The 18213-nt window shown below is 74.8% G+C and carries 16 protein-coding genes; 10 read left to right on the top strand and 6 right to left on the bottom strand.

Going from position 1 to position 18213, the window contains the following annotated elements; genetic code table 11:
- The first annotated feature begins 466 nt into the window (after window positions 1–466).
- The 4 genes from ACFY4B_RS19270 (at window position 467) to ACFY4B_RS19255 (ending at window position 5941) form a co-directional block, all read left to right on the top strand.
- Complete coding sequence (locus ACFY4B_RS19270; protein WP_234348716.1) at window positions 467–1024, top strand: hypothetical protein; 558 nt, start codon at window positions 467–469, stop codon at window positions 1022–1024.
- A gap of 68 nt (window positions 1025–1092) precedes the next feature.
- Window positions 1093–2916 (top strand): trypsin-like serine protease, encoded by a 1824-nt coding sequence (locus ACFY4B_RS19265; RefSeq protein WP_387969152.1) that lies wholly within the window; start codon window positions 1093–1095, stop codon window positions 2914–2916.
- A 99-nt stretch (window positions 2917–3015) separates the two neighbouring features.
- Window positions 3016–4197: an RICIN domain-containing protein gene (locus tag ACFY4B_RS19260; RefSeq protein WP_387969149.1), complete on the top strand. Its 1182-nt coding sequence runs from the start codon at window positions 3016–3018 to the stop codon at window positions 4195–4197.
- Window positions 4198–4288: 91 nt separating this feature from the next.
- Window positions 4289–5941 (top strand): trypsin-like serine protease, encoded by a 1653-nt coding sequence (locus ACFY4B_RS19255; RefSeq protein WP_387969146.1) that lies wholly within the window; start codon window positions 4289–4291, stop codon window positions 5939–5941.
- 26 nt (window positions 5942–5967) lie between these two features.
- Here ACFY4B_RS19255 and ACFY4B_RS19250 read toward each other — a convergent pair whose 3' ends face one another.
- Window positions 5968–6651, bottom strand: coding sequence for a hypothetical protein (locus ACFY4B_RS19250; protein ID WP_387969143.1), 684 nt, complete (start codon window positions 6649–6651; stop codon window positions 5968–5970).
- Window positions 6652–6851: 200 nt separating this feature from the next.
- On the opposite strand from ACFY4B_RS19250, the gene ACFY4B_RS19245 reads away from it, so the two are divergent.
- Complete coding sequence (locus ACFY4B_RS19245; RefSeq protein ID WP_387969140.1) at window positions 6852–7670, top strand: hypothetical protein; 819 nt, start codon at window positions 6852–6854, stop codon at window positions 7668–7670.
- 111 nt (window positions 7671–7781) lie between these two features.
- On the opposite strand, the gene ACFY4B_RS19240 is transcribed toward ACFY4B_RS19245, so the two are convergent.
- Together ACFY4B_RS19240 and ACFY4B_RS19235 are read right to left on the bottom strand one after the other, a co-directional pair.
- Window positions 7782–9989: an MMPL family transporter gene (locus tag ACFY4B_RS19240; RefSeq protein WP_387969138.1), complete on the bottom strand. Its 2208-nt coding sequence runs from the start codon at window positions 9987–9989 to the stop codon at window positions 7782–7784.
- Window positions 9990–10168: 179 nt separating this feature from the next.
- Window positions 10169–10561, bottom strand: coding sequence for a RidA family protein (locus tag ACFY4B_RS19235; RefSeq protein WP_074001088.1), 393 nt, complete (start codon window positions 10559–10561; stop codon window positions 10169–10171).
- Between the two features lie 168 nt (window positions 10562–10729).
- Here ACFY4B_RS19235 and ACFY4B_RS19230 point away from each other — a divergent pair, with 168 nt between their 5' ends.
- On the top strand, window positions 10730–12058 hold the full coding sequence (locus ACFY4B_RS19230; protein ID WP_387969135.1) for an FAD-dependent monooxygenase: 1329 nt from the start codon (window positions 10730–10732) through the stop codon (window positions 12056–12058).
- Window positions 12059–12084: 26 nt separating this feature from the next.
- Here the strand turns inward: ACFY4B_RS19230 and ACFY4B_RS19225 are convergent, their stop codons facing one another.
- Both ACFY4B_RS19225 and ACFY4B_RS19220 read right to left on the bottom strand, forming a co-directional pair.
- Window positions 12085–12501, bottom strand: a complete 417-nt coding sequence (locus tag ACFY4B_RS19225; protein WP_049654179.1) for a VOC family protein — start codon at window positions 12499–12501, stop codon at window positions 12085–12087.
- 5 nt (window positions 12502–12506) lie between these two features.
- Entirely contained in the window at window positions 12507–12977 is a 471-nt protein-coding gene (locus ACFY4B_RS19220; protein ID WP_387969132.1) for a helix-turn-helix transcriptional regulator, read from the bottom strand.
- Between the two features lie 199 nt (window positions 12978–13176).
- Here ACFY4B_RS19220 and ACFY4B_RS19215 point away from each other — a divergent pair, with 199 nt between their 5' ends.
- The 3 genes from ACFY4B_RS19215 to ACFY4B_RS19205 all read left to right on the top strand — a co-directional run bounded on the left by ACFY4B_RS19215 (window position 13177) and on the right by ACFY4B_RS19205 (window position 15973).
- Window positions 13177–14355 carry a PP2C family protein-serine/threonine phosphatase gene (locus ACFY4B_RS19215; protein ID WP_387969129.1) on the top strand — a complete coding sequence of 393 codons (1179 nt, stop codon included), beginning with the start codon at window positions 13177–13179 and terminating at the stop codon, window positions 14353–14355.
- A 236-nt stretch (window positions 14356–14591) separates the two neighbouring features.
- The gene (locus ACFY4B_RS19210; RefSeq protein ID WP_049654174.1) at window positions 14592–15170 is read left to right on the top strand and encodes a carbonic anhydrase; all 579 of its coding nucleotides are present in this window, start codon (window positions 14592–14594) and stop codon (window positions 15168–15170) included.
- 170 nt (window positions 15171–15340) lie between these two features.
- Window positions 15341–15973: a flavin reductase family protein gene (locus tag ACFY4B_RS19205; protein WP_387820988.1), complete on the top strand. Its 633-nt coding sequence runs from the start codon at window positions 15341–15343 to the stop codon at window positions 15971–15973.
- 64 nt (window positions 15974–16037) lie between these two features.
- Here the strand turns inward: ACFY4B_RS19205 and ACFY4B_RS19200 are convergent, their stop codons facing one another.
- Window positions 16038–16628 (bottom strand): hypothetical protein, encoded by a 591-nt coding sequence (locus ACFY4B_RS19200; RefSeq protein WP_234348478.1) that lies wholly within the window; start codon window positions 16626–16628, stop codon window positions 16038–16040.
- 444 nt (window positions 16629–17072) lie between these two features.
- Here ACFY4B_RS19200 and ACFY4B_RS19195 point away from each other — a divergent pair, with 444 nt between their 5' ends.
- Window positions 17073–18209, top strand: coding sequence for a serine hydrolase domain-containing protein (locus ACFY4B_RS19195; protein WP_387820984.1), 1137 nt, complete (start codon window positions 17073–17075; stop codon window positions 18207–18209).
- Window positions 18210–18213: the final 4 nt, after the last annotated feature.

Here is an 18213-nt window from a genome sequence, read left to right as displayed (position 1 = left end):
CGCGTCGGAGACGCTTAGGCGGGAATGTGATCCCGGATAATTTATCGACCATTTCTCCTCAATTCCTTGAGTGCTTTTCGACTGGAATTCCAGGCATTTTCGGAACCGTCTACAACAACCTGTCGAACTGTCGCACAGGTCGTGAACCCACGGGTCCGATACCGAATTCACGAGCCATGCCACGGATCGAGCACGCTGGGACGTCGAGTGGAAGAAACAGCTGGTCAGAGGCACTTTGAGGGGGCCCCAAGGCCGGGCTACCGGTTTCCGAAGGGGATCGCCGCAGGCCGCTCGGTCCGCAATATTGGCTCGAACCCGACCCTTTTACTGAACTCGGCGACCGTGATACCAATAGGCCTCCGACCCGATGGCGAAGCGCCCTGCGCAGGCCCGGGTCGGCGCATCGTTTACTTCAATCACACCATTCCCTTGCCCGTGGAATTCCGAACGAGGAGGCCCCACCAGCATGAAGCCTTTGATTCGCTGCCTGACCGTCGGTGCCGTCGCCGGTGCCGTCGCCCTGACGGGTCTGACCACGGTCGGCGCCGCCCCTGTGCCCGCCGGAACCGTGAGCGCCGCCGGGGCCGGTACCACCACCGCCGGGGCCGTCACCGCGGACGACACCCCGCCGCCGGCCGTCGAGGACTTCGCGTACCCGGAGGCCGACAGGATCTTCAAGGAGCGCGGCATCAAGCTGAAGAGCGGCGACGGCCACATCCTGCTCGCCACCTGCGACAGCCGCCCCGGCCTGCTCGAAGTGAACGCCCGGGGCATGTCGACCACGGACCCGGTCGGCCACGGCCGGTTCTGCTTCCAGGTCACCGGCGCGACCGGCCGCCTGAGCCTCGAACTCCCCTCCGTCTACGGCGCCAAGGGCAACGACTACGCCGTACGCGTCGACATGCAGACGGGCACCGAGGCCAAGTCCTTCGACGTGCAGAAGAACAAGTGGACGCCGGTCGGGGAGACCGCCGACCCGCAGGAGCGCGTGTTCACCCTGCTGGAGATCACCGCCACAGCGTGACCCCCGGTCCGCGCTTCCCCGGCGCTACCGCCACCGCCACCGCCCGGCAGACGAAGGAAAGCCACCTCATGGTTCGCTCACGCCCACGATCCGCATGGACGGCCGGGACGGTCACCGCCGCCGCCCTCGCCGGCACCCTGTTGTCCGGCACGCCAGCCCCCGCCGTCAGCGGCGACACCGCACCCGCCGGCTCCTACGCCTTCACCGCCAAGCTGGACATCGGCAACGGCCAACGCGCCTGCACCGGCGCCCTGGTCGACCCGTACTGGATCGTCACCGCCGCCGCCTGCTTCGCCGACAACCCCGCCCAACCGACAACCGTCCCCGCCGGCCCGCCCGCGCTCAAAGCCACCGCCACCATCGGCCGCACCGACCTCACCACCACCACGACCGGCCAGGTCCGCGACATCGCCGAGCTCGTCCCCCGCACCGACCGCGACCTCGTCCTGGCCCGGCTCGCCACCCCCGTCACCGACATCACCCCGCTCGCCGTGGCCACCACCGCCCCCGCCACCGGTGAGGACCTGCTGGTGACGGGCTACGGCCGCACCAAGGCCGACTGGGTGCCCGACAAGCTCCACAGCGCCGCCTTCACCGTCGGCGCCGTCGACCCGACCGGTCTCGCCATCGCCGCCAAGGCCCCCGCGGACGCCGCCGTCTGCAAGGGCGACACCGGCGGCCCCGCCCTGCGCAAGGTCGGCGACCGCTACGAACTCGCCGCCCTCAACAGCCGCTCCTGGCAGAACGGTTGCCTCGGCGCCGCCCCGACCACCCGCACCGGCGCGTACGAGACCCGCGCCGACGACCTCGGGGGCTGGATCCAGCAGGCCGTCTCCGCCTGGTCCGCCGTGGTCGCCGCCCGTTCCGGGGGCCGCAACACGGTCTACAACCCGGACACCAGGACCGCCGAGACCTTCGCCCTGCGCAGCGACGGCGCCATGATCCACGCCTACAACACCAACGGCGAGGGCTGGTCCGGCTGGTACGTCCTCGGCGACGGCGCGCGGTTCACCGGTTCCCCGGCCGTCGTCCACAACCCGGTCACCAACACCCTCGACGTGTTCGCCACCGGCACCGACGGGTCCATCTACCGGGCAACGTGGAGCCGAGCCACCGGCTGGTCGGCCTGGACCATGACCGCCGACTGGAAGTTCCGCGGCTCCCCCACCACCGTCTACAACCCGGACACCCGGACCGCCGAGGTCTTCGCCCTGCGCGCCGACGGCGTCATGGCCCACCTCTACAACACCGAGGGGGCGGGCTGGCACGGCTGGTTCACCCTCAACCCCGGAGGCGCCTTCGTCGGCGTACCGGCCGTCCTGCACAACCCGGTCACCAACACCCTCGACGTGTTCGCCACCGGCACCGACGGGTCCATCTACCGGGCGACGTGGAACCGGGCCGACGGCTGGACACCGTGGATCATGACCGGCACCTGGAAGTTCCGCGGCGTCCCCACCACCGTGTACAACCCCGACACCAGGACCGCCGAGGTCTTCGCCCTGACCACCGACGGCACCATGGCCCACCTCTACAACACCAACGGCGAGGGCTGGTCCGGCTGGTACGTGATCGGCCCCAGCGACTGGAAGTTCGCCGGCACCCCCGCCATCCTCCACAACCCGGCCGCCAACACCCTCGACCTGTTCGCCACCGGCACCGACGCCTCCATGTACCGGGCGACGTGGAGCCGCGCCGGCGGCTGGTCGGCCTGGACCATGACCGGCAGCTGGAAGTTCGGCGGCTCCCCCGCCGCGGTCTACAACCCGGACACCCGGACCGCCGAGGTCTTCGGCCAGGGCACCGACGGCGTCATGGCCCATGCCACCAAGGCCGGCGACGGGGCCTGGTCCGGCTGGTCCGTCGTCGGCCAGATCCCCACGACGGGCTGACCGCACCGACTCGTACCGACTCGTACCGACCCCGGCGAACGCCCGGTACGGCGGCCCCGCCCGGCGGACCGTCGCCCGCTGACCCGAAGAGGAATCCCCATGCCCCGCAAGACCCCGTCCCGCTCCTGGCGGACCGGCGTACTGGCCGCGGCCACCGCCGCCGGCGTACTGGGCACCTGCACCCCGGCCGGCGCCGTGGTCGGCGACGCCGCGCCCGCCGGTTCCTACGCCTTCACCGCCAAGCTGGACATCGGCGACGGCAAGCGCTCCTGCACCGGCGCCCTGGTCGATCCGTTCTGGGTCGTCACCGCCGCCGCCTGCTTCGCCGACGACCCCGCCCGGCCGACGACCGTCCCGGCCGGCCCGCCCGCGCTCCGAACGACCGTCACCGTCGGCCGCACCAACCTTGCCACCACGGCGGGCCAGGTCCGGGACGTCGTCGACCTGGTCCCCCGCGCCGACCGCGACCTGGTCATGCTGCGCCTGGTCAACCCGGTCATCGACGTCGACCCGCTCGCCGTGGCCACCACCGCCCCCACCCCGGGCGAGGAGCTGCTGGTGACGGGCTACGGCCGCACCAAGGCCGACTGGGTGCCCGACCAGCTCCACAGCGCCGCCTTCACCGTCGGCGCCGTCGACCCGACCGGCCTCGCCATCGCCGCCAAATCCCCCGCCGACGCCGCCGTCTGCAAGGGCGACACCGGCGGCCCCGCCCTGCGCAAGGTCGGCGACCACTACGAACTCGCCGCCCTCAACAGCCGCTCCTGGCAGAACGGTTGCCTCGGCGCCGCCCCGACCACGCACACCGGCGCGTACGAGACCCGCACCGACGACCTCGGGAGCTGGATCCAGCAGACCGCCGCCCTCGACTGGACGACCCCGCTCGTCAACACCAACAGCGGCAAGTGCCTGGAGATCGACGACTCCCTCCTGACCGACGGCGCCCGCGCCCAGCAGTGGACCTGCCACGGCCTGCCGACCGCCCGCTGGACCTTCCACTGGGCCGACGACGCCTGGGAGGTGCGCAACGCCAACAGCGGCAAGGCCCTGGAGATCGAGAACTCCCTCCTGGCCGAGGGCGCCCCCGCCCAGCAGTGGACCTTCCACGGCCTCCCCACCCAGAAGTGGGACCTCGTCAAGGCCGCCGGCGGCTACGCCCTCAGGAACCGCAACAGCGGCAAGGCCCTGGAGATCGACGACTCGCTCACGACCGACGGCGCCCGCGCCCAGCAGTGGACCTTCTACGACCTCCCCACCCAGAAGTGGGCCTTCTCGTACTGACCCCCGGGAACGACCCGGAACCTGCGCCCAGAACCCGAGCCCGGAACCCGGAAGCGCCCCGGGCCCGGAACCGACCCGAAGAGGAATCCCCATGCCCCGCAAGACCCCGTCCCGCTCCTGGCGCACCGGCGTACTCGCCGCGGCCACGGCCGCCGGCGTGCTGGGCACCTGCGCGCCGGCCGGCGCCGTGGTCGGCGACGCCGCCGCCGACGGCTCCTACGCCTACACCGCCCGCCTGGCGATCGGCGACGGCCTGCGCACCTGCACCGGCGCCCTGGTGGACCGCAACTGGGTGCTCACCGCGGCCTCCTGCTTCGCCGACGACCCGGCGCAGCCGCAGGCCCCGGCCGCCGGTGCGCCGAAGTGGAAGACCACCGCCACCGTCGGCCGCACCGACCTGACCACCTCCGGCGGCAAGACGTCCGAGGTCTCCGAGCTGGTGCCGTACCAGGGCCGTGACCTGGTCATGGCCCGCCTCGCGACGCCCGTCGACGGCATCGCCCCGATCGCGGCCGCCTCCACCGCCCCCGCCGCCGGGCAGCCGCTGCGGGTGCCCGGGTACGGGCGCACCAAGGACGAGTGGGCGCCGCTGAAGCTGCACACCGGCGCGTTCTCGCTCGACACGGTGAGCGCGACGGGCCTCGGCGTCACCGGCACGGGCGGCGCGGCGGTCTGCAAGGGCGACACCGGCGCCCCGGTGGTCCGCGAGACGGGCGGCAGGGCCGAGCTGGTCGCCGTCGCCTCCCGCTCCTGGCAGGGCGGCTGCCTGGGCGCCCCCGCCGGCGAGACCCGCACCGGCGCGTACGGCGCCCGGGTCGACGACGTCTCCGGCTGGGTCCAGCAGGTGCGGGCCAGGTCCTGGGGCTGGAAGACCCGGGCCCTGGTGCGCGGCGACGCCGACCTGTACCTCACGACCCGTCTCTACGACGGTTCGTGGACGCCGTACGAGGACGTCCAGGCGGCGGCCGGGAACATCGGCGGTGTGCGCGCCGTCTCCTCGGTCGGCATCGACGGCGACACCCACGTCCTCGCGCTCGGCGGTGACGGGCACCTGCACTACGCCGTCCACAACCTGGACGGCGGCTGGGGCCAGAAGTTCGTCGACCTCAACACCACCGTCGCCGACCTCGGCGGCATCACCCAGGTCTCCATCGCCAACGTGGACGGCGCCCTGCACATCGTCGTCGTGGCGAACGGGCGGCTCCTGCACAGCAGCCGCCCCGCGAACGGCCGGTGGAGCGTCTTCGGGGTGGTCACCGACGAGACCGGGCCGCTCACCGGCATCACGTCGATCGCCACCGCCGGCGTCCGCGGCGGGGAGCTGCACATCGCCGCCGTGTCCGGGGGGAAGGTCTCCCACACCCGTCGCTTCGCCTCCGGGGCCTGGTCCTCCTGGACGTCGGTCGCCGGGGCCGCCGGGGCCACCGCGCCGGTGACCGGCGTCGCCGTCACCCCGCAGGACAGGGACCTCGACGTCGCCGTCGTCACGAGCGGCGGGCAGTACCACACCGTGCGCTACGCGAACGGAAGTTGGCGGCCGTTCGACTCCCTCGCCGGCGCCGCCGGGACCAGCGTCAGCGCCGCGCCCGTCGACACCGACGCCCGGTTCGCCGTCGCCACCGCCGACAACAGGGTGCTGCTGACCTCCCGTCACGGCGACGGCACCTGGACCGCTCCGGAGTACCTCGACCTCACCGCCGTGCCCGGCAACCACACCGGCACCTCGATCAGCGCCTCCCTCTGATCACGGCACCCGTCCGGCGGGTGTGCTCAGAGCAGCGCCAGCACCACCGCGAGGGCGGCGGCGGCCAGCCAGGCCGCCGCCGCCACGGCCATCGCCAGGCCCCACGGCCAGTGCTGGGACAGCATCAGCGCGCCGCCGAACCCGGTGGCGAGGAACAGTGAGATCGCGGTTCCCAGCGGGACCCGCCAGTCGCCCTCGCTCTGGAACGTCCCGGTCAGGCCGCGGACCAGCAGCGTCGTGCCCGCGCCGACCAGCAGCGCGACCCCGGTCATGGCGAGCCACGGGGTGCTCGGCGGCTCGGTGCGGCGGCCCTGGTAGGCGATGTCGGCGACCCGGCCGTGCCAGAGCCTCAGCTCGACCACGGAGCCGACGTCCACGGCGTCGTAGAACGACTCCCTGACCGGGTAGGTGTCGCTCGGCCCGTTCTCGCGCGCCACCGCGATCCCGTACGAGGTCGAGTCGTTGCCCGGGTCCGCCCACTTCCTCGTCACCCGGCCGCTCTCCGACCGCAGGCAGTCCTCCTGCGGCCCGGCGGCCCGGGCCCCGCAGGCGGGTGCGTCGAGGTAGGCGCCGCGGGCGTCGTACGCGGCGTCGAACCGGACGAAGCCGATCGCCACAACTGTCAGTCCCAGCAGGGCGAGCAGGCCGCGCAGCAGCAGCGCGCCGGCCGCCCGTCCGCGCCCGCCCCGCAGGCCGTCCGTCTTCCCCATGGGTCCCCTCCCGCCCGTCGGACCAGGTCATTGTGCCCTCGGGACGGCGCGGGGGCCATCGGTGTCTCCGCACCCCCGCGCGTCAACCCCGGCCGCGCGGGTTCGCCCGATCGGGGGGCGCGCGCCCGGTGCGCGCCCGGTGGGCCGTAGCGTCGTCACGGCGGACGGCGAGGGGCGGCCGCGCGGGGCCTTCGGGAGGGGTGACGGGAGTGCGGGTCGGGCGGGTGCTGGGACTGGTGGCGGCGGCGGTGCTGGTGACGGCGGGGTGCGGCGGCGAGCCGACGGAGAGGTCCCTGCCGCAACGGGGCGAGGAGCGGCCGACGGCGCTGGTGTACCGGGGGCCGGCCGCCTGCGACGGGTGCCCGGAGGCGGCGCGGGGGCTGCTGGAGCGGGCCGGGTTCGCGGTGCGGTTCATCGGGCCCCGGGAGCGGGTGCGGTTCGGCCCGGCGGCGCTGGCCGACGCGGCGGTGTACGTGCAGCCGGGCGGCACCAACGGGCAGGAGGTGGGCACCGCGTGGGACCTGCTGGCCCGCGAACCGGGCTTCTCCCCGGACCTGGTGCGCGCCTACGTGCGCGGCGGCGGCCGCTACCTGGGGCTGTGCATGGGCGGCTACCTGGCCGGCGACCCCGGCTTCGACCTCCTGCCCGGCGACTCCGGCGAGTACATCCGCTCCCCGGACGCCACCGTCACCGACGAACAGGACGGCCTGGTCGACGTCCTGTGGCGCGGCCGCCCGCAGCGAATGTACTTCCAGGACGGCCCGTACTTCGACGTCGACGGCCCGGGCACGGACGTCCTCGCCCGCTACCCCAACGGCCGCACCGCCGCCGCCGTCGCCCCGTACGGCCGGGGCCGGGTCGCGGTCAGCGGCCCGCACCCGGAGGCCCCGGCCGACTGGTACGGCGACTACGGGCTGCCCGACCACTCCGCCACCGGCCTCACCCTCGGCGAGGACCTGCTCCACACCCTGACCGCCCCCACCCCGACCTCCGGCCCCACGCCCACGCCCGCACCCTGAGCCTGACGCCGGACCGGCGGTGCGAAGCGGGTACCCGGTGGCCGCAACGGTCGGCCCCTGCCCCCCGGCAGTGCGCCGGGGGGCAGGGGCCGCGCGGGGACGGGCGGGCCGTCAGCCGTGCGAGAAGGTGATCCGCGGCAGCACCCGGTCCAGCCAGCGGGGGGTGTGCCAGGCGGCGTGCCCGGTCAGGCGCAGCAGGACGGGGAGCAGGACGAGGCGGACCAGGGCGGCGTCGAGGAGGACGGCGGTGCCGAGGACGATGCCCATCTCCTTGGGCGGGAGCGGGCCGGACAGGGCGAAGGTGAAGAACACCGCGACCATGACGCCGGCGGCGGCGAAGACGACCCGGCCGGAGTGGGCCAGGGCCCCGGTCATGGCGGCCTTGGGGTCGCCGGTGCGTTCGTAGTGCTCCTTGGCGGAGGCGAGGAGGAAGACGGTGTAGTCCATCGCGATGGCGAAGATCATCGCGAAGAAGAACACCGGTGCCCAGCCGTCCAGGAAGCCCTGCGGGGTGAAGCCCAGCAGGCCGGCTCCGTGGCCGTCCTGGAAGACCAGGCGGGCGACGCCGAAGGCGGCTCCGGTGGACAGCAGGCTGGCGGCGGTGCCGAGGGCGGCGATCAGCGGGGCGCGCAGGGCGGCGAGGAGCAGCAGGAAGCCGAGGGCCATGACGACGCCGATGACCAGCGGGGTCTTCTCGGTGAGCAGGTGCTGCAGGTCGAGGTTCTCGACGGCGGCGCCGCCGACCATGGTGTCGGCGGGCAGTTCGGCGCGCAGGGTGTGGACGGTGCCGGAGAGGTCGGGGCTGGAGGGGTCGACGGTGGGCACGGCCTGGATCATCGACCAGCCGGAGCCGTCGGCGGCGGCCTGGGCGGGCATGGCGGCGGCGATGCCGGGGGTGGTGGCGACCCGGGCGGCGACCTCGGCGGCGCGGTCGGTGGGGGTGAGGATCTGCAGGGTGCCGGGGGCGCCGGGGCCGAAGGCCTGCTGGACGGCGGTGTAGCCGGCGCGGGCGCTGGCGTCCTCGGGCAGGACGGTGATGGACGGCATCGCGGTGCGCAGTCCGATGACGGGGGCGGCGAGGGCGATCAGCGCGGCGAGGGCGAGGGCGCCGTAGCGCAGCGGGTGCTTCCAGAGGCGTTCGCCCCAGGCGGCGAAGCGCGGGGAGGCGGGTGGGGTGGACTTGGTCCAGGGCAGGGAGAGGGCGTCGACGCGGTGGCCGAGCCGGCCGAGGACGGCGGGCAGCAGGGTGAGGGTGGCGGCGAGGACGAACAGGACGGCGAGCATGATGCCGCCGGCCATCGAGCGGAACGCCGGGGAGGGGACGAGCATCACGGCGGAGAGGCTGACCAGGACGGTGGCGCCGGAGAGCAGGACGGCCTTGCCGGCGGTGTCCATGGTCTCGGCGACGGCGCGCACGGCTCCCTCGTCGGCGCGGCCGGCGGAACGGCCGTCGGCCCGGCGGGCGGCGCGGAAGCGCATGACGAGGAAGAGCGCGTAGTCGATCCCGAGGGCCAGGGCGAACATCATGGCGAAGTTCATCGCCCAGACGGACACCGGGAAGAGGTGGCTGATCAGGACGAGGGAGCCGGCCGAGGCGGCGAGGCCGGCCATGGTGAGCAGCAGGGGCAGTCCGGCGGCGACGAGGGAGCCGAAGGCGAGCACCAGGATGGCGAGGGTGACCGGCCAGGACATGACCTCGGACTTCATCATGGCGTCGTGGTTGGCCTTGTTGAAGTCGCTCCACAGGACGGAGGCGCCGGTGGCGTGGACGCTGACGCCGTCCGTGGACAGGGCGCCGAGCGGTCCCTTGAGGTCGTCGGCGGCGCGGACCATGTCGTCGGGCGAGGCGGCGGCGCCGGCGAGCAGGACGGCGGTGCGGCCGTCGGGGCTGATGGTGGCGCCGGGCTGGGGCGTGAGGACGGTGGACACCCGCGGGTCGGCGGCGGCGAGGTCGTGCGCCTCGGTGATCACCTTCTGGACGGCCGGGTCGGTGACGGGGCGGTCGGCGGCGACGACGATCTGGATCGCGGAGGAGGCGTTGCCGGCGAAGTGCCGCTCGGCGAGTTCGCGGACCTGGACGGACTGGGAGCCGTCGGCCTGCCAGCCGGCGCCGGACAGCGCGCTGGTGACCTTGGGGGCGAAGGCGCCGAGGCCGATGACGACGATCAGCCAGCCGACCAGGACGGCCTTGAAGTGCCGGGTGGACCACACCCCGAGGCGGCCGAGCGGCCCGGGTCGGCCGTTCTCGGGGGCGCCGCCGCTGCCGGGGGCGTCGGGGGGCGGGGCGGCGGGCCGTACGGCTTCGGCGGGGCGGTTCACGTGGTGCTCCGTTCTCGGGCGCCGGGGAGGTCCGGAGGCCCGAAAAAATACGGGTGGGGGTATCTCGACCAGCGACAACAGCACCCGTCCCGCCTTTCATTCCGCCCCGGCCGCCCCTACCCCGACGACCTCGCCCCCGGCCGCCCCGGCAACCCGGCCCGCCGGCCGCCCCCCGCCGGCTAGCCGATCACCGCGTCCACCTCGACCTCCACCAGCCAGCGCTCGTCGATGAAGCGCGACACCTCCACGAAGGTGGTGACCGGGCGGATCTGCGCGAAGCGCTCGCCGTGGGCGCGTGCGGCCTCCCGCCACTGGCTCATGTCGGTGAGCATGACGCGGGTCCGTACGACGTCCGTGAGGGTGGCGCCCGCCTCCCGCAGGGCGGCCTCGGCGATGTCCAGGCAGCGGACGGTCTGGGCGTAGACGTCGCCCTGGCCGACCGTCGTGCCCTGCTCACTGATCGGGGCGGTGCCCGCGACCGCGACATGGTTGCCCTTGCGCACGGCGCGGGAGAAGCCGATCCGCGGTTCGAGGGGCGAGCCGGAACTGACTGTCTGTCGAGTGCTCTCCATCGCACCATGGTGCCGCACTAGTGCACCCGTCGGGCCGTCTGCCCGCACGAACGCCCCCGCGCGCCGCCGGACCTGCCCCGGAGCACCCCACCGCACTAGTGCACCAGCCTCAAATAGCCCCACGACAAGGCTTGTTGACGCCGACGCGTACGGCGTACATTCGGCGGCATGGAACACCTGGACCACCCGACGGGCACCGATGCCCCCGCCACCGACGACCCTGCCGCCGACCGCCCCGGCACCGACGTCCTCGTCTCCGGCGCCGGGATCGCCGGCCCCGCCCTCGCCTACTGGCTGCGCCGCCACGGCTTCACCCCCACCGTCGTCGAGCGCGCCGCCGGCCCGCGCCCCGGCGGGCAGGCCGTCGACCTGCGCGGCGCCGGGCGCACCGTGATCGAGCGGATGGGGCTGATGGAGCGGGCCCGCGCGCTGCGCGTCGAGCAGCACGGCATCGCCCTGGTCGACCGGCGCGGGCGGGCCACCGCCCGGATACCCGCCGGGCTGTTCGACGGCGAGGGGATCGTCTCCGAGATCGAGATCCTCCGCGGCGACCTCGCCGACCTGCTGCGCGAGGCCACCGACGGCGTCGAGTACCTCTGGGACGACACCGTCACCGCGCTCGACCAGGACGCCGGGGGCGTCACCGTCACCTTCGAGAACGCCCCCGCCCGCCGCTTCGCCCTGGTCGTCGGCGCGGACGGGCTGCACTCCGCCGTCCGCCGCCTCGCCTTCCGCCCCGACGACGGCGACGGCGACGGCACCGACGGCACCGAAGGCGCCCACTACCGGCCGCTCGGCGGCTGCCACGCCTGGTTCACCGTCCACGACCCCGCCCTCGCCCGCGAGCTCGACGGCTGGTTCCTGATGTACAACGCCCCCGGCGGCCTGGTCGCCGGCGCCCGCCCCGGCCGGCTGCCCGGCGAGGTCAAGGCCTCCCTCGGCCTGCGCCGCGCACCCGCGGCCTACGACCGCCGCGACACCGCCGCCCAGCGGCGCCTGCTCGCCGAGCGCTTCGCCGGCGCCGGCTGGGAGGTGGACCGGCTGCTCGCCGGGATGCGCACCGCCGGGGACTTCGCCTTCGACACCTTCGGCCAGGTCCACCTCGACCACTACAGCCGCGGCCGCGTCGCCCTGCTCGGCGACGCCGGGTACAGCCCGAGCCCCCTGACCGGCCTCGGCACCAGCCTCGCCCTGGTCGGCGCCTACCTGCTGGCCGGTGAACTCGCCGCCGCCGCAGGCGACTTCCGCACCGCCTTCGCCCGCTACGAGGAGCTGATGCGCCCCTACGCCACCCGGGCCCAGGAGCTGCCGCCCGGCGGCCTGCGCGGCTACGCCCCGGACAGCGCCCTGGCGATCCGCCTGCGCGCCGCCTCCATGCGCTGGATGGGCCGCTGGCCGCTGCGCCCCGTGCTGGCCGCCCAGTTCGCCAAGGCCGGCGACATCGCCCTGCCCGACTACCCGCTGCCCGCCCGCACGCTGCCCGCCCGGACCGCCTGAGCCCCAGGCCGCACGCCCCCGCCCGACTACGCCGTGCGCGGCTGGTTGAAGCGCAGCATGTTGCCCGACGGGTCGCGGAAGGCGCAGTCGCGCACCCCGTAGGGCTGGTCCATCGGCTCCTGGAGGACCTCGGCGCCGGCCGCCCGGATGCGTTCGAAGGTGGCGTCGCAGTCGTCGGTGCGGAAGATGACGCCGCGCAGCAGGCCCTTGGCGAGGAGTTCGGCGGCGGCCCGGCGGTCGGCCTCGGAGGCGTGCGGGTCGGCCAGCGGGGGCTCCAGGACGATCTCCACGCCGGGCTGGTCGGGCGAGCCGACGGTGACCCAGCGCATGCCCTCGAAGCCGACGTCGTTGCGCACTTCGAAGCCGAGGACGTCGCGGTAGAAGGCGAGCGCCCGGTCGTGGTCGTCGACGGCGATGAAGCACTGCGCGAGTTCGATGCTCATGCCCGTCACGCTACGGGAGCACCGGGGCCGCCGTCGCTCCCGTTCCCCTTCGCCCCCTTGGCCTCCTTCGCCTCTTTGGCCTCCGCGCGCCGCACCGGGCGGGTGCCGATCTTGGCGACGCAGGCCGGGATCGCCGCGCCCTGCTCGTGGTCGCGGGCCCGGTAGGCGCTGGGGCTCTGCCCGACCAGCTCGGTGAAGCGGGTGCTGAAGGAGCCCAGCGAGGTGCAGCCCACCGCCATGCAGACCTCGGTCACGCTCAGGTCCCCGCGCCGCAGCAGCGCCTTGGCCCGCTCGATCCGGCGGGTCATGAGGTAGGTGTACGGGGTCTCGCCGTAGGCGGCGCGGAAGCTGCGCGAGAAGTGGCCGGAGGACATCAGCGCGGTGCGGGCCAGCGCCGGCACGTCCAGCGGCTGCGCGTACTCGCGGTCCATCCGGTCCCGGGCCCGGCGCAGCCGCACGAGGTCGTCGAGCGGCACGCGGCCCGCGGGCGGGGACGAGGTAGAAGACGGGGACGAGGACGGGGACGACACACCGGCCACCGTACCGACTGCCACCGACAGACGGCGTCCGGCCGATCCGTCCACCCCGTCCCCCGCCCGGCGCAGCCCGCTCGCGCCCGCCCCGCCGCGCCGACCACCCTGGAGCGGGGGCCGGACGGCGGAGAGGGCGACAGGGGTGGACGGCGAGGACGAGCAGCCCACCGCCCCGCGCGCGCCCGGCAACCGGGCGGTGGTGCTCGGTGTGCTGGCCGCGACCGTCGCCGTGCTGCTCGTCCAGGCGGTCAGCGGCACCAGTGCCCGTCTGGTGCTGCTGCTGGTGTTCCTGCCCGCGCTGCTGGCGGGCCTGGGCACCGTGGCCCAGACGGTGGCGGCCTCGGTGTGGGTGACCGCCGTGGTGGTGGCCCACTCGGTGCTGTTCCCGCCCGGGGACCTGCCGGCCCGCCTGGGCACCCTGCTGGGCGTGGTCGCCGCCGAGGCCGCCGTGATCGGCCTGTGCGCGCGGCGGGTGCGGCGCGAGCGGCAGCTGTCGCGGATGCGGCAGGTCGCCGTCGCCCTCCAGCGCCAGCTGCTGCGCCCGCTGCCCGTCACCACCCCGGACGTGCGCCTGGACGGGCTGTACCGGCCGCTGGAGCAGGACGCCATGGTCGGCGGCGACCTGTACGACGTCGCCGAGACCCCGCACGGCACCCGGGTGCTGGTCGGCGACGTCCAGGGCAAGGGCCTGCTCGCGATCGGGACGGGCTTCGCGGTGCTGAGCGCCTTCCGGGAGGCGGCCTTCCGCGAGCCGCGGCTGACCGCCGTCGCCGACGCCCTGGAGGCGGCGGTGGAGCGGCACAACGCCTACGCGGAGCAGAGCGGCGAGCAGGAACGGTTCGTCACGGCCACCGTGCTCTGCGTCCGCGCCCCGGACAGCACCGACGGGGGCACCGACGACGAGGGCACCGACGACGGGGGCCGCGCCACCGAGGTGCGGGCCGTCAACTGCGGCCACCTCTCCCCCTACCTGCTGCGCCCCGACGGCCGGGTGGAGCCCGTCCCCCTGGACGCCGGGCTCCCGCTCGGCCTCGCCGCCCTGGCCGCCACCGGCGAACCGCGCCCCGAGCGGCGCTTCACGCTGCCCGGGGACGGGGTGCTGGTGCTGCTCACCGACGGCATCACCGAGGCCCAGGACGCCTCCGGCGCGTTCTACCCGGTCGAACGGGGCCTGGCCGACCTCGCCGCCGTCCCCGCCGACGCCCTGCCCGAGGCCCTGGACCGGCGGGCCCGGCGCTGGAGCGGCGGGAGCAGCCGCGACGACGTCACCGTGCTCGCCCTGCGCCCCGCCCCGGAACCGCCGGCTCCGCCGGCCCGGTAGCCCGGTAGCCGCCCGGGGACGGACCGAACAGGGCCGTACGGGGCTGTACACGGCCGTTCGGGGCCGTTCGGGACCGTCCATGGGGCCGTCCGGCCCTTGACCCCCGGCTGCGGGCTCCACCTGCGGCGATCTAGGGTGCAGGCATGATCCCCACACCGATACCCAGCCCCGAGCCCACCCGGCTCGACGGTCCGACGGACGACTTCCTGACCGACCCCGCCCAGGCGCTGCGGGTGATGATGCAGGGCAACGCCCGGTTCGTGGCGGGCAACCCCGAGCACCCCAACCAGGACGCCGGGCGCCGCGCGGCGCTCGCCCCGGCGCAGCGGCCCTTCGCGGTGCTGTTCGGCTGCTCGGACTCCCGGCTGGCCGCCGAGATCATCTTCGACCAGGGCCTGGGCGACCTCTTCGTGGTGCGCACCGCCGGGCACGTCACCGGCGCGGAGGCGCTGGGCAGCATCGAGTACGGGGTGAGCGTGCTGGACTGCCCGCTGGTGGTGGTGCTGGGGCACGACTCCTGCGGTGCGGTGGCGGCGGCGCTGGACTCCCTGGAGCAGGGGCAGCTGCCGGGCGGTTTCGTCCGGGACGTGGTGGAGCGGGTGACCCCGAGCGTGCTGTCCGCCAGGGCGGCGGGCATCGAGGACCGGGACGGGATCGTGGACGAGCACATCCGCCAGACCGTGGACCTGCTGGTGGAGCGCTCGCAGGCGCTGGCGGCGCGGATCGCCGAGGGGAAGGTGGCCGTGGTGGGCCTGTCCTACCGGCTGCGCGACGGCCGGGCCCGGCTGGTCTCCGCCCGGGGGCCGGTGGGCTGACGGCGGGCCGCCGCGTCCCGCCCGTCGCCGGGGCGCGGACGCCGTCCTCGGGAAACCGGAGTCGCATCCTCCGGAACTCGATGTCCGATCACCGCCAGCGCCCCCGTCCGGGCGGCGGCAGAGTCGGTGACCGGCAACGGTTCCCCATTTCCCGAGGACGGCAGGCTCCCGTGCACAAGGTCATCGATCTCAAGGTCCTGTACTTCGGCACCCCCGTGGTGCTGATCGGCTCGCGCAACGAGGACGGCAGCGCCAACCTCATGCCGATGTCCTCGGCCTGGTGGCTGGGGCAGTCGTGCGTGCTCGGCCTGGGCGACAGCTCGCAGACCGCCGAGAACCTGCGGCGCGAGGGCGAGTGCGTGCTCAACCTGGCGTCCTCCGCGCAGGTGGACGCGGTGGACGCCCTCGCGCTGCTGACCGCCAAGCCGCGGATCGCCGAGTACCGGCTGCGGCAGGGCTACCGCCACGAGCGGCGCAAGTTCGAGGCCGCCGGGCTGACCGAGGTGCCCGGCGAGCTGGTGCGGGCGCCGCGCGCCGCCGAGTGCCCGGTGCAGCTGGAGTGCCGGGTGGAGTCGGCGACGGCGCTGGCGGGCGGCGGGCGCACCGCCTTCGAGGTGACGGTGGTGCGCGCCCACGTCGAGGAGAGCCTGCTGGTGCCCGGCAGCGACCACTACGTCGACCCGGTCGGCTGGGACCCGCTGATCATGAAGTTCTGCGAGTTCTTCGGCGACGGGCGGCGCCTGGCCCCCTCCCGCCTCGCCGAGGGCTGGCAGATGCCCGGGCGGCTGCCCGCCGCCGTGTGACGTGGCGTCCGCCCGGGGCCTCCGCTCGGGACGTCCGCCCGGGACGTCCGCTCACCGGTGGCGCTCAGGGCGCGACGGTCGCCCCGCAGGAGTCGCACACCCGCGTCGCGGGCAGCTCCAGGAAGCAGCTCGGACAGATCGCCGGCGGGCGCGGCGGCGCGGCGACGGCGGCCTTGCGCTCCACCGAGGCCCGCAGGCGCGGGGCCAGGGCGGGCGTGCCGCCGTCGGCGGGCAGGTCGGCGGCGAAGTGCCGGTAGCAGGCCAGGCGGGCGGCGGCCGCGTGCTGCTCGCGGTCCATCTCGGCGGCCACCGGCGGCTGTCCGGCCACCGCCAGCACCTCCTGGTAGCCGGGCCCGACCTTGCCGTCGGTGGCGTGCACCACCAGGGCCGTCAGCGGTGGGTCGCCGCGCCGGTGCGCCTCACGGATCACCAGGGCCAGCACCTTGCCTATCCAGTGCCGCTGGTTGATCCGGGTGCGCACCCCCGAGGCCTCCTGCACCGCCTCGGCCAGGTCCGGGTAGCTGATCACCGCGTGGTAGCGGCGCGCCACCTCCACCAGGGCCGGGTAGGCCGCCCTGGTCCACACGATGTGCGCCTGGCTGGCGCTGACCGCCGAACCGTCCGACGCCCGCCAGTACGTGTGCTGCTCCGTCATCCGCCCGCCCCTGTCCGTCTTGTCCGTTGTGTACGTGTCCGTCCCCCGCGGGCCCCCGCCGGGAGCGAGGCTACCCGGCCCCGGAGCGGCACCCTCGGGCGGGGCCTCGCCTCGGGCGGGGCTTGACTTCAAGTCCTGTTGAAGTCGTGGAATGGGTGCCGACCGCAGCCGTACGGGCAACCCCGCGGTCGATGCCCCGCCCGTACGGAAACCCGTACCGGGGCCGGGGCCGCCGCCTTCCCGATCGTGCCGACGGCGGCCCCGGCCTCCGGGCTCCCCCGCCCACCCCACCCGGCGCCGCGCCCCGCCTCCCGCGCCTCCCGCCTCGCATGGGCAGGCCGCGCCTGTGAGCCGGAACACGGTTGAGGTTGACCTTGGGTCAGGGTGGAGGCTCCTCTCATCGGGCCCGACGACGACGCGGGCCCCGCGATACGAGGGGGCAGCATGTCCACCACCCACCACTCCACCCACCACTCCGCCCACGGCCCGGACCGCCCGGAGCTGCGACGGGCGGTCGAGGAGATCGCCGGATCCGGTTTCCTCGGCGTGCAGGTGCGGGTGAACGACGCGCACGGCGAGTGGGTCGGCACCGCCGGGTCCCGCGAGCTGGGCCGCGAGGAGAGGCCGCCGGCCGACGGGCACTTCCGCGTCGGCAGCGTCACCAAGAGCTTCATCGCGACCTCGGTGCTGATGCTGGTGGCCGAGGGCCGGCTGGCCCTGGACGACCCGGCCGGCGACCACCTGCCCGGGTTCGGGCTGGACCGGCGGATCACGGTGCGGATGCTGCTCCAGCACACCAGCGGGATCTTCAACCACACCGGCGAGCTGGAGGAGGACGGGACGTTCGTGCCCGGGGTCCCGTGGCGGGGCCGGGAGTGGGTGGAGGACCGCTTCCGCACCTACCGGCCCGAGGAATTGGTGCGGCTGTCGCTGTCCCGGCCGGCGCGGTTCGCGCCGGGGGCGCGCTGGAGCTACGCCAACACCAACTACGTGCTGGCCCGGCTGGTGGTCGAGCGGGTCACCGGCCGGCCGTTCGCCGAGGAGCTGCGGCGGCTGGTCCTGGAGCCGCTGGGGCTGACCGGGACGGTGGCCCCGGGCGCCTCGCCGGAGGTGCCCGAGCCGCACGGCCGCAGCTACTACCGCTACGAGGACGCCGGGCGGGAGCGGACGGTCGACGTCACCCGGCACAACCCGTCCTGGGTCTCGGGCGGCGGCGACATGATCTCGACCACCCGGGACCTGCACGTGTACTTCTCCGCGCTGATGGGCGGCCGGCTGCTGCCGCCCGGCCTGCTGGCCGAGATGCGCGCGCCGGAGGCGACAGTCGGCTACGGGCTGGGGATCTTCGCCCAGGCCACGGACACGGGCACCGTCTTCCACCACAACGGCGCCACCATCGGCTCGGCCGCGCTGATGTACGGCTCGCCGGACGGCGGCACCACCCTGACCGCCGGGCTGACCTACGTGGACGACGCCGACGTGTCCGTCGCCGCGGCGTTCCAGAGCGCCCAGCGACGGCTCGTCGACGAGGTGTTCGGCACCGGGCCCGGCCCCACGGCATCCGGTCGTACGGCAGGCTGAACGG

This window comes from Kitasatospora sp. NPDC001261 (assembly GCF_042896795.1).
Lineage (GTDB): Bacteria > Actinomycetota > Actinomycetes > Streptomycetales > Streptomycetaceae > Kitasatospora.
The sequence above is the reverse complement of the archived record's forward strand: the minus strand, read 5'-3'. Positions and strand labels throughout refer to the sequence as shown.

Excerpts from the sequence above, each read along its gene's own strand:
- ACFY4B_RS19270 (WP_234348716.1), top strand. The coding sequence starts at position 467 with ATGAAGCCTTTGATTCGCTGCCTGACCGTCGGTGCCGTCGCCGGTGCC.
- ACFY4B_RS19265 (WP_387969152.1), top strand. The coding sequence starts at position 1,093 with ATGGTTCGCTCACGCCCACGATCCGCATGGACGGCCGGGACGGTCACC.
- ACFY4B_RS19260 (WP_387969149.1), top strand. The coding sequence starts at position 3,016 with ATGCCCCGCAAGACCCCGTCCCGCTCCTGGCGGACCGGCGTACTGGCC.
- ACFY4B_RS19255 (WP_387969146.1), top strand. The coding sequence starts at position 4,289 with ATGCCCCGCAAGACCCCGTCCCGCTCCTGGCGCACCGGCGTACTCGCC.
- ACFY4B_RS19250 (WP_387969143.1), bottom strand. The coding sequence starts at position 6,651 with ATGGGGAAGACGGACGGCCTGCGGGGCGGGCGCGGACGGGCGGCCGGC.
- ACFY4B_RS19235 (WP_074001088.1), bottom strand. The coding sequence starts at position 10,561 with ATGGAGAGCACTCGACAGACAGTCAGTTCCGGCTCGCCCCTCGAACCG.
- ACFY4B_RS19230 (WP_387969135.1), top strand. The coding sequence starts at position 10,730 with ATGGAACACCTGGACCACCCGACGGGCACCGATGCCCCCGCCACCGAC.
- ACFY4B_RS19225 (WP_049654179.1), bottom strand. The coding sequence starts at position 12,501 with ATGAGCATCGAACTCGCGCAGTGCTTCATCGCCGTCGACGACCACGAC.
- ACFY4B_RS19210 (WP_049654174.1), top strand. The coding sequence starts at position 14,592 with ATGATGCAGGGCAACGCCCGGTTCGTGGCGGGCAACCCCGAGCACCCC.
- ACFY4B_RS19200 (WP_234348478.1), bottom strand. The coding sequence starts at position 16,628 with ATGACGGAGCAGCACACGTACTGGCGGGCGTCGGACGGTTCGGCGGTC.
- ACFY4B_RS19195 (WP_387820984.1), top strand. The coding sequence starts at position 17,073 with ATGTCCACCACCCACCACTCCACCCACCACTCCGCCCACGGCCCGGAC.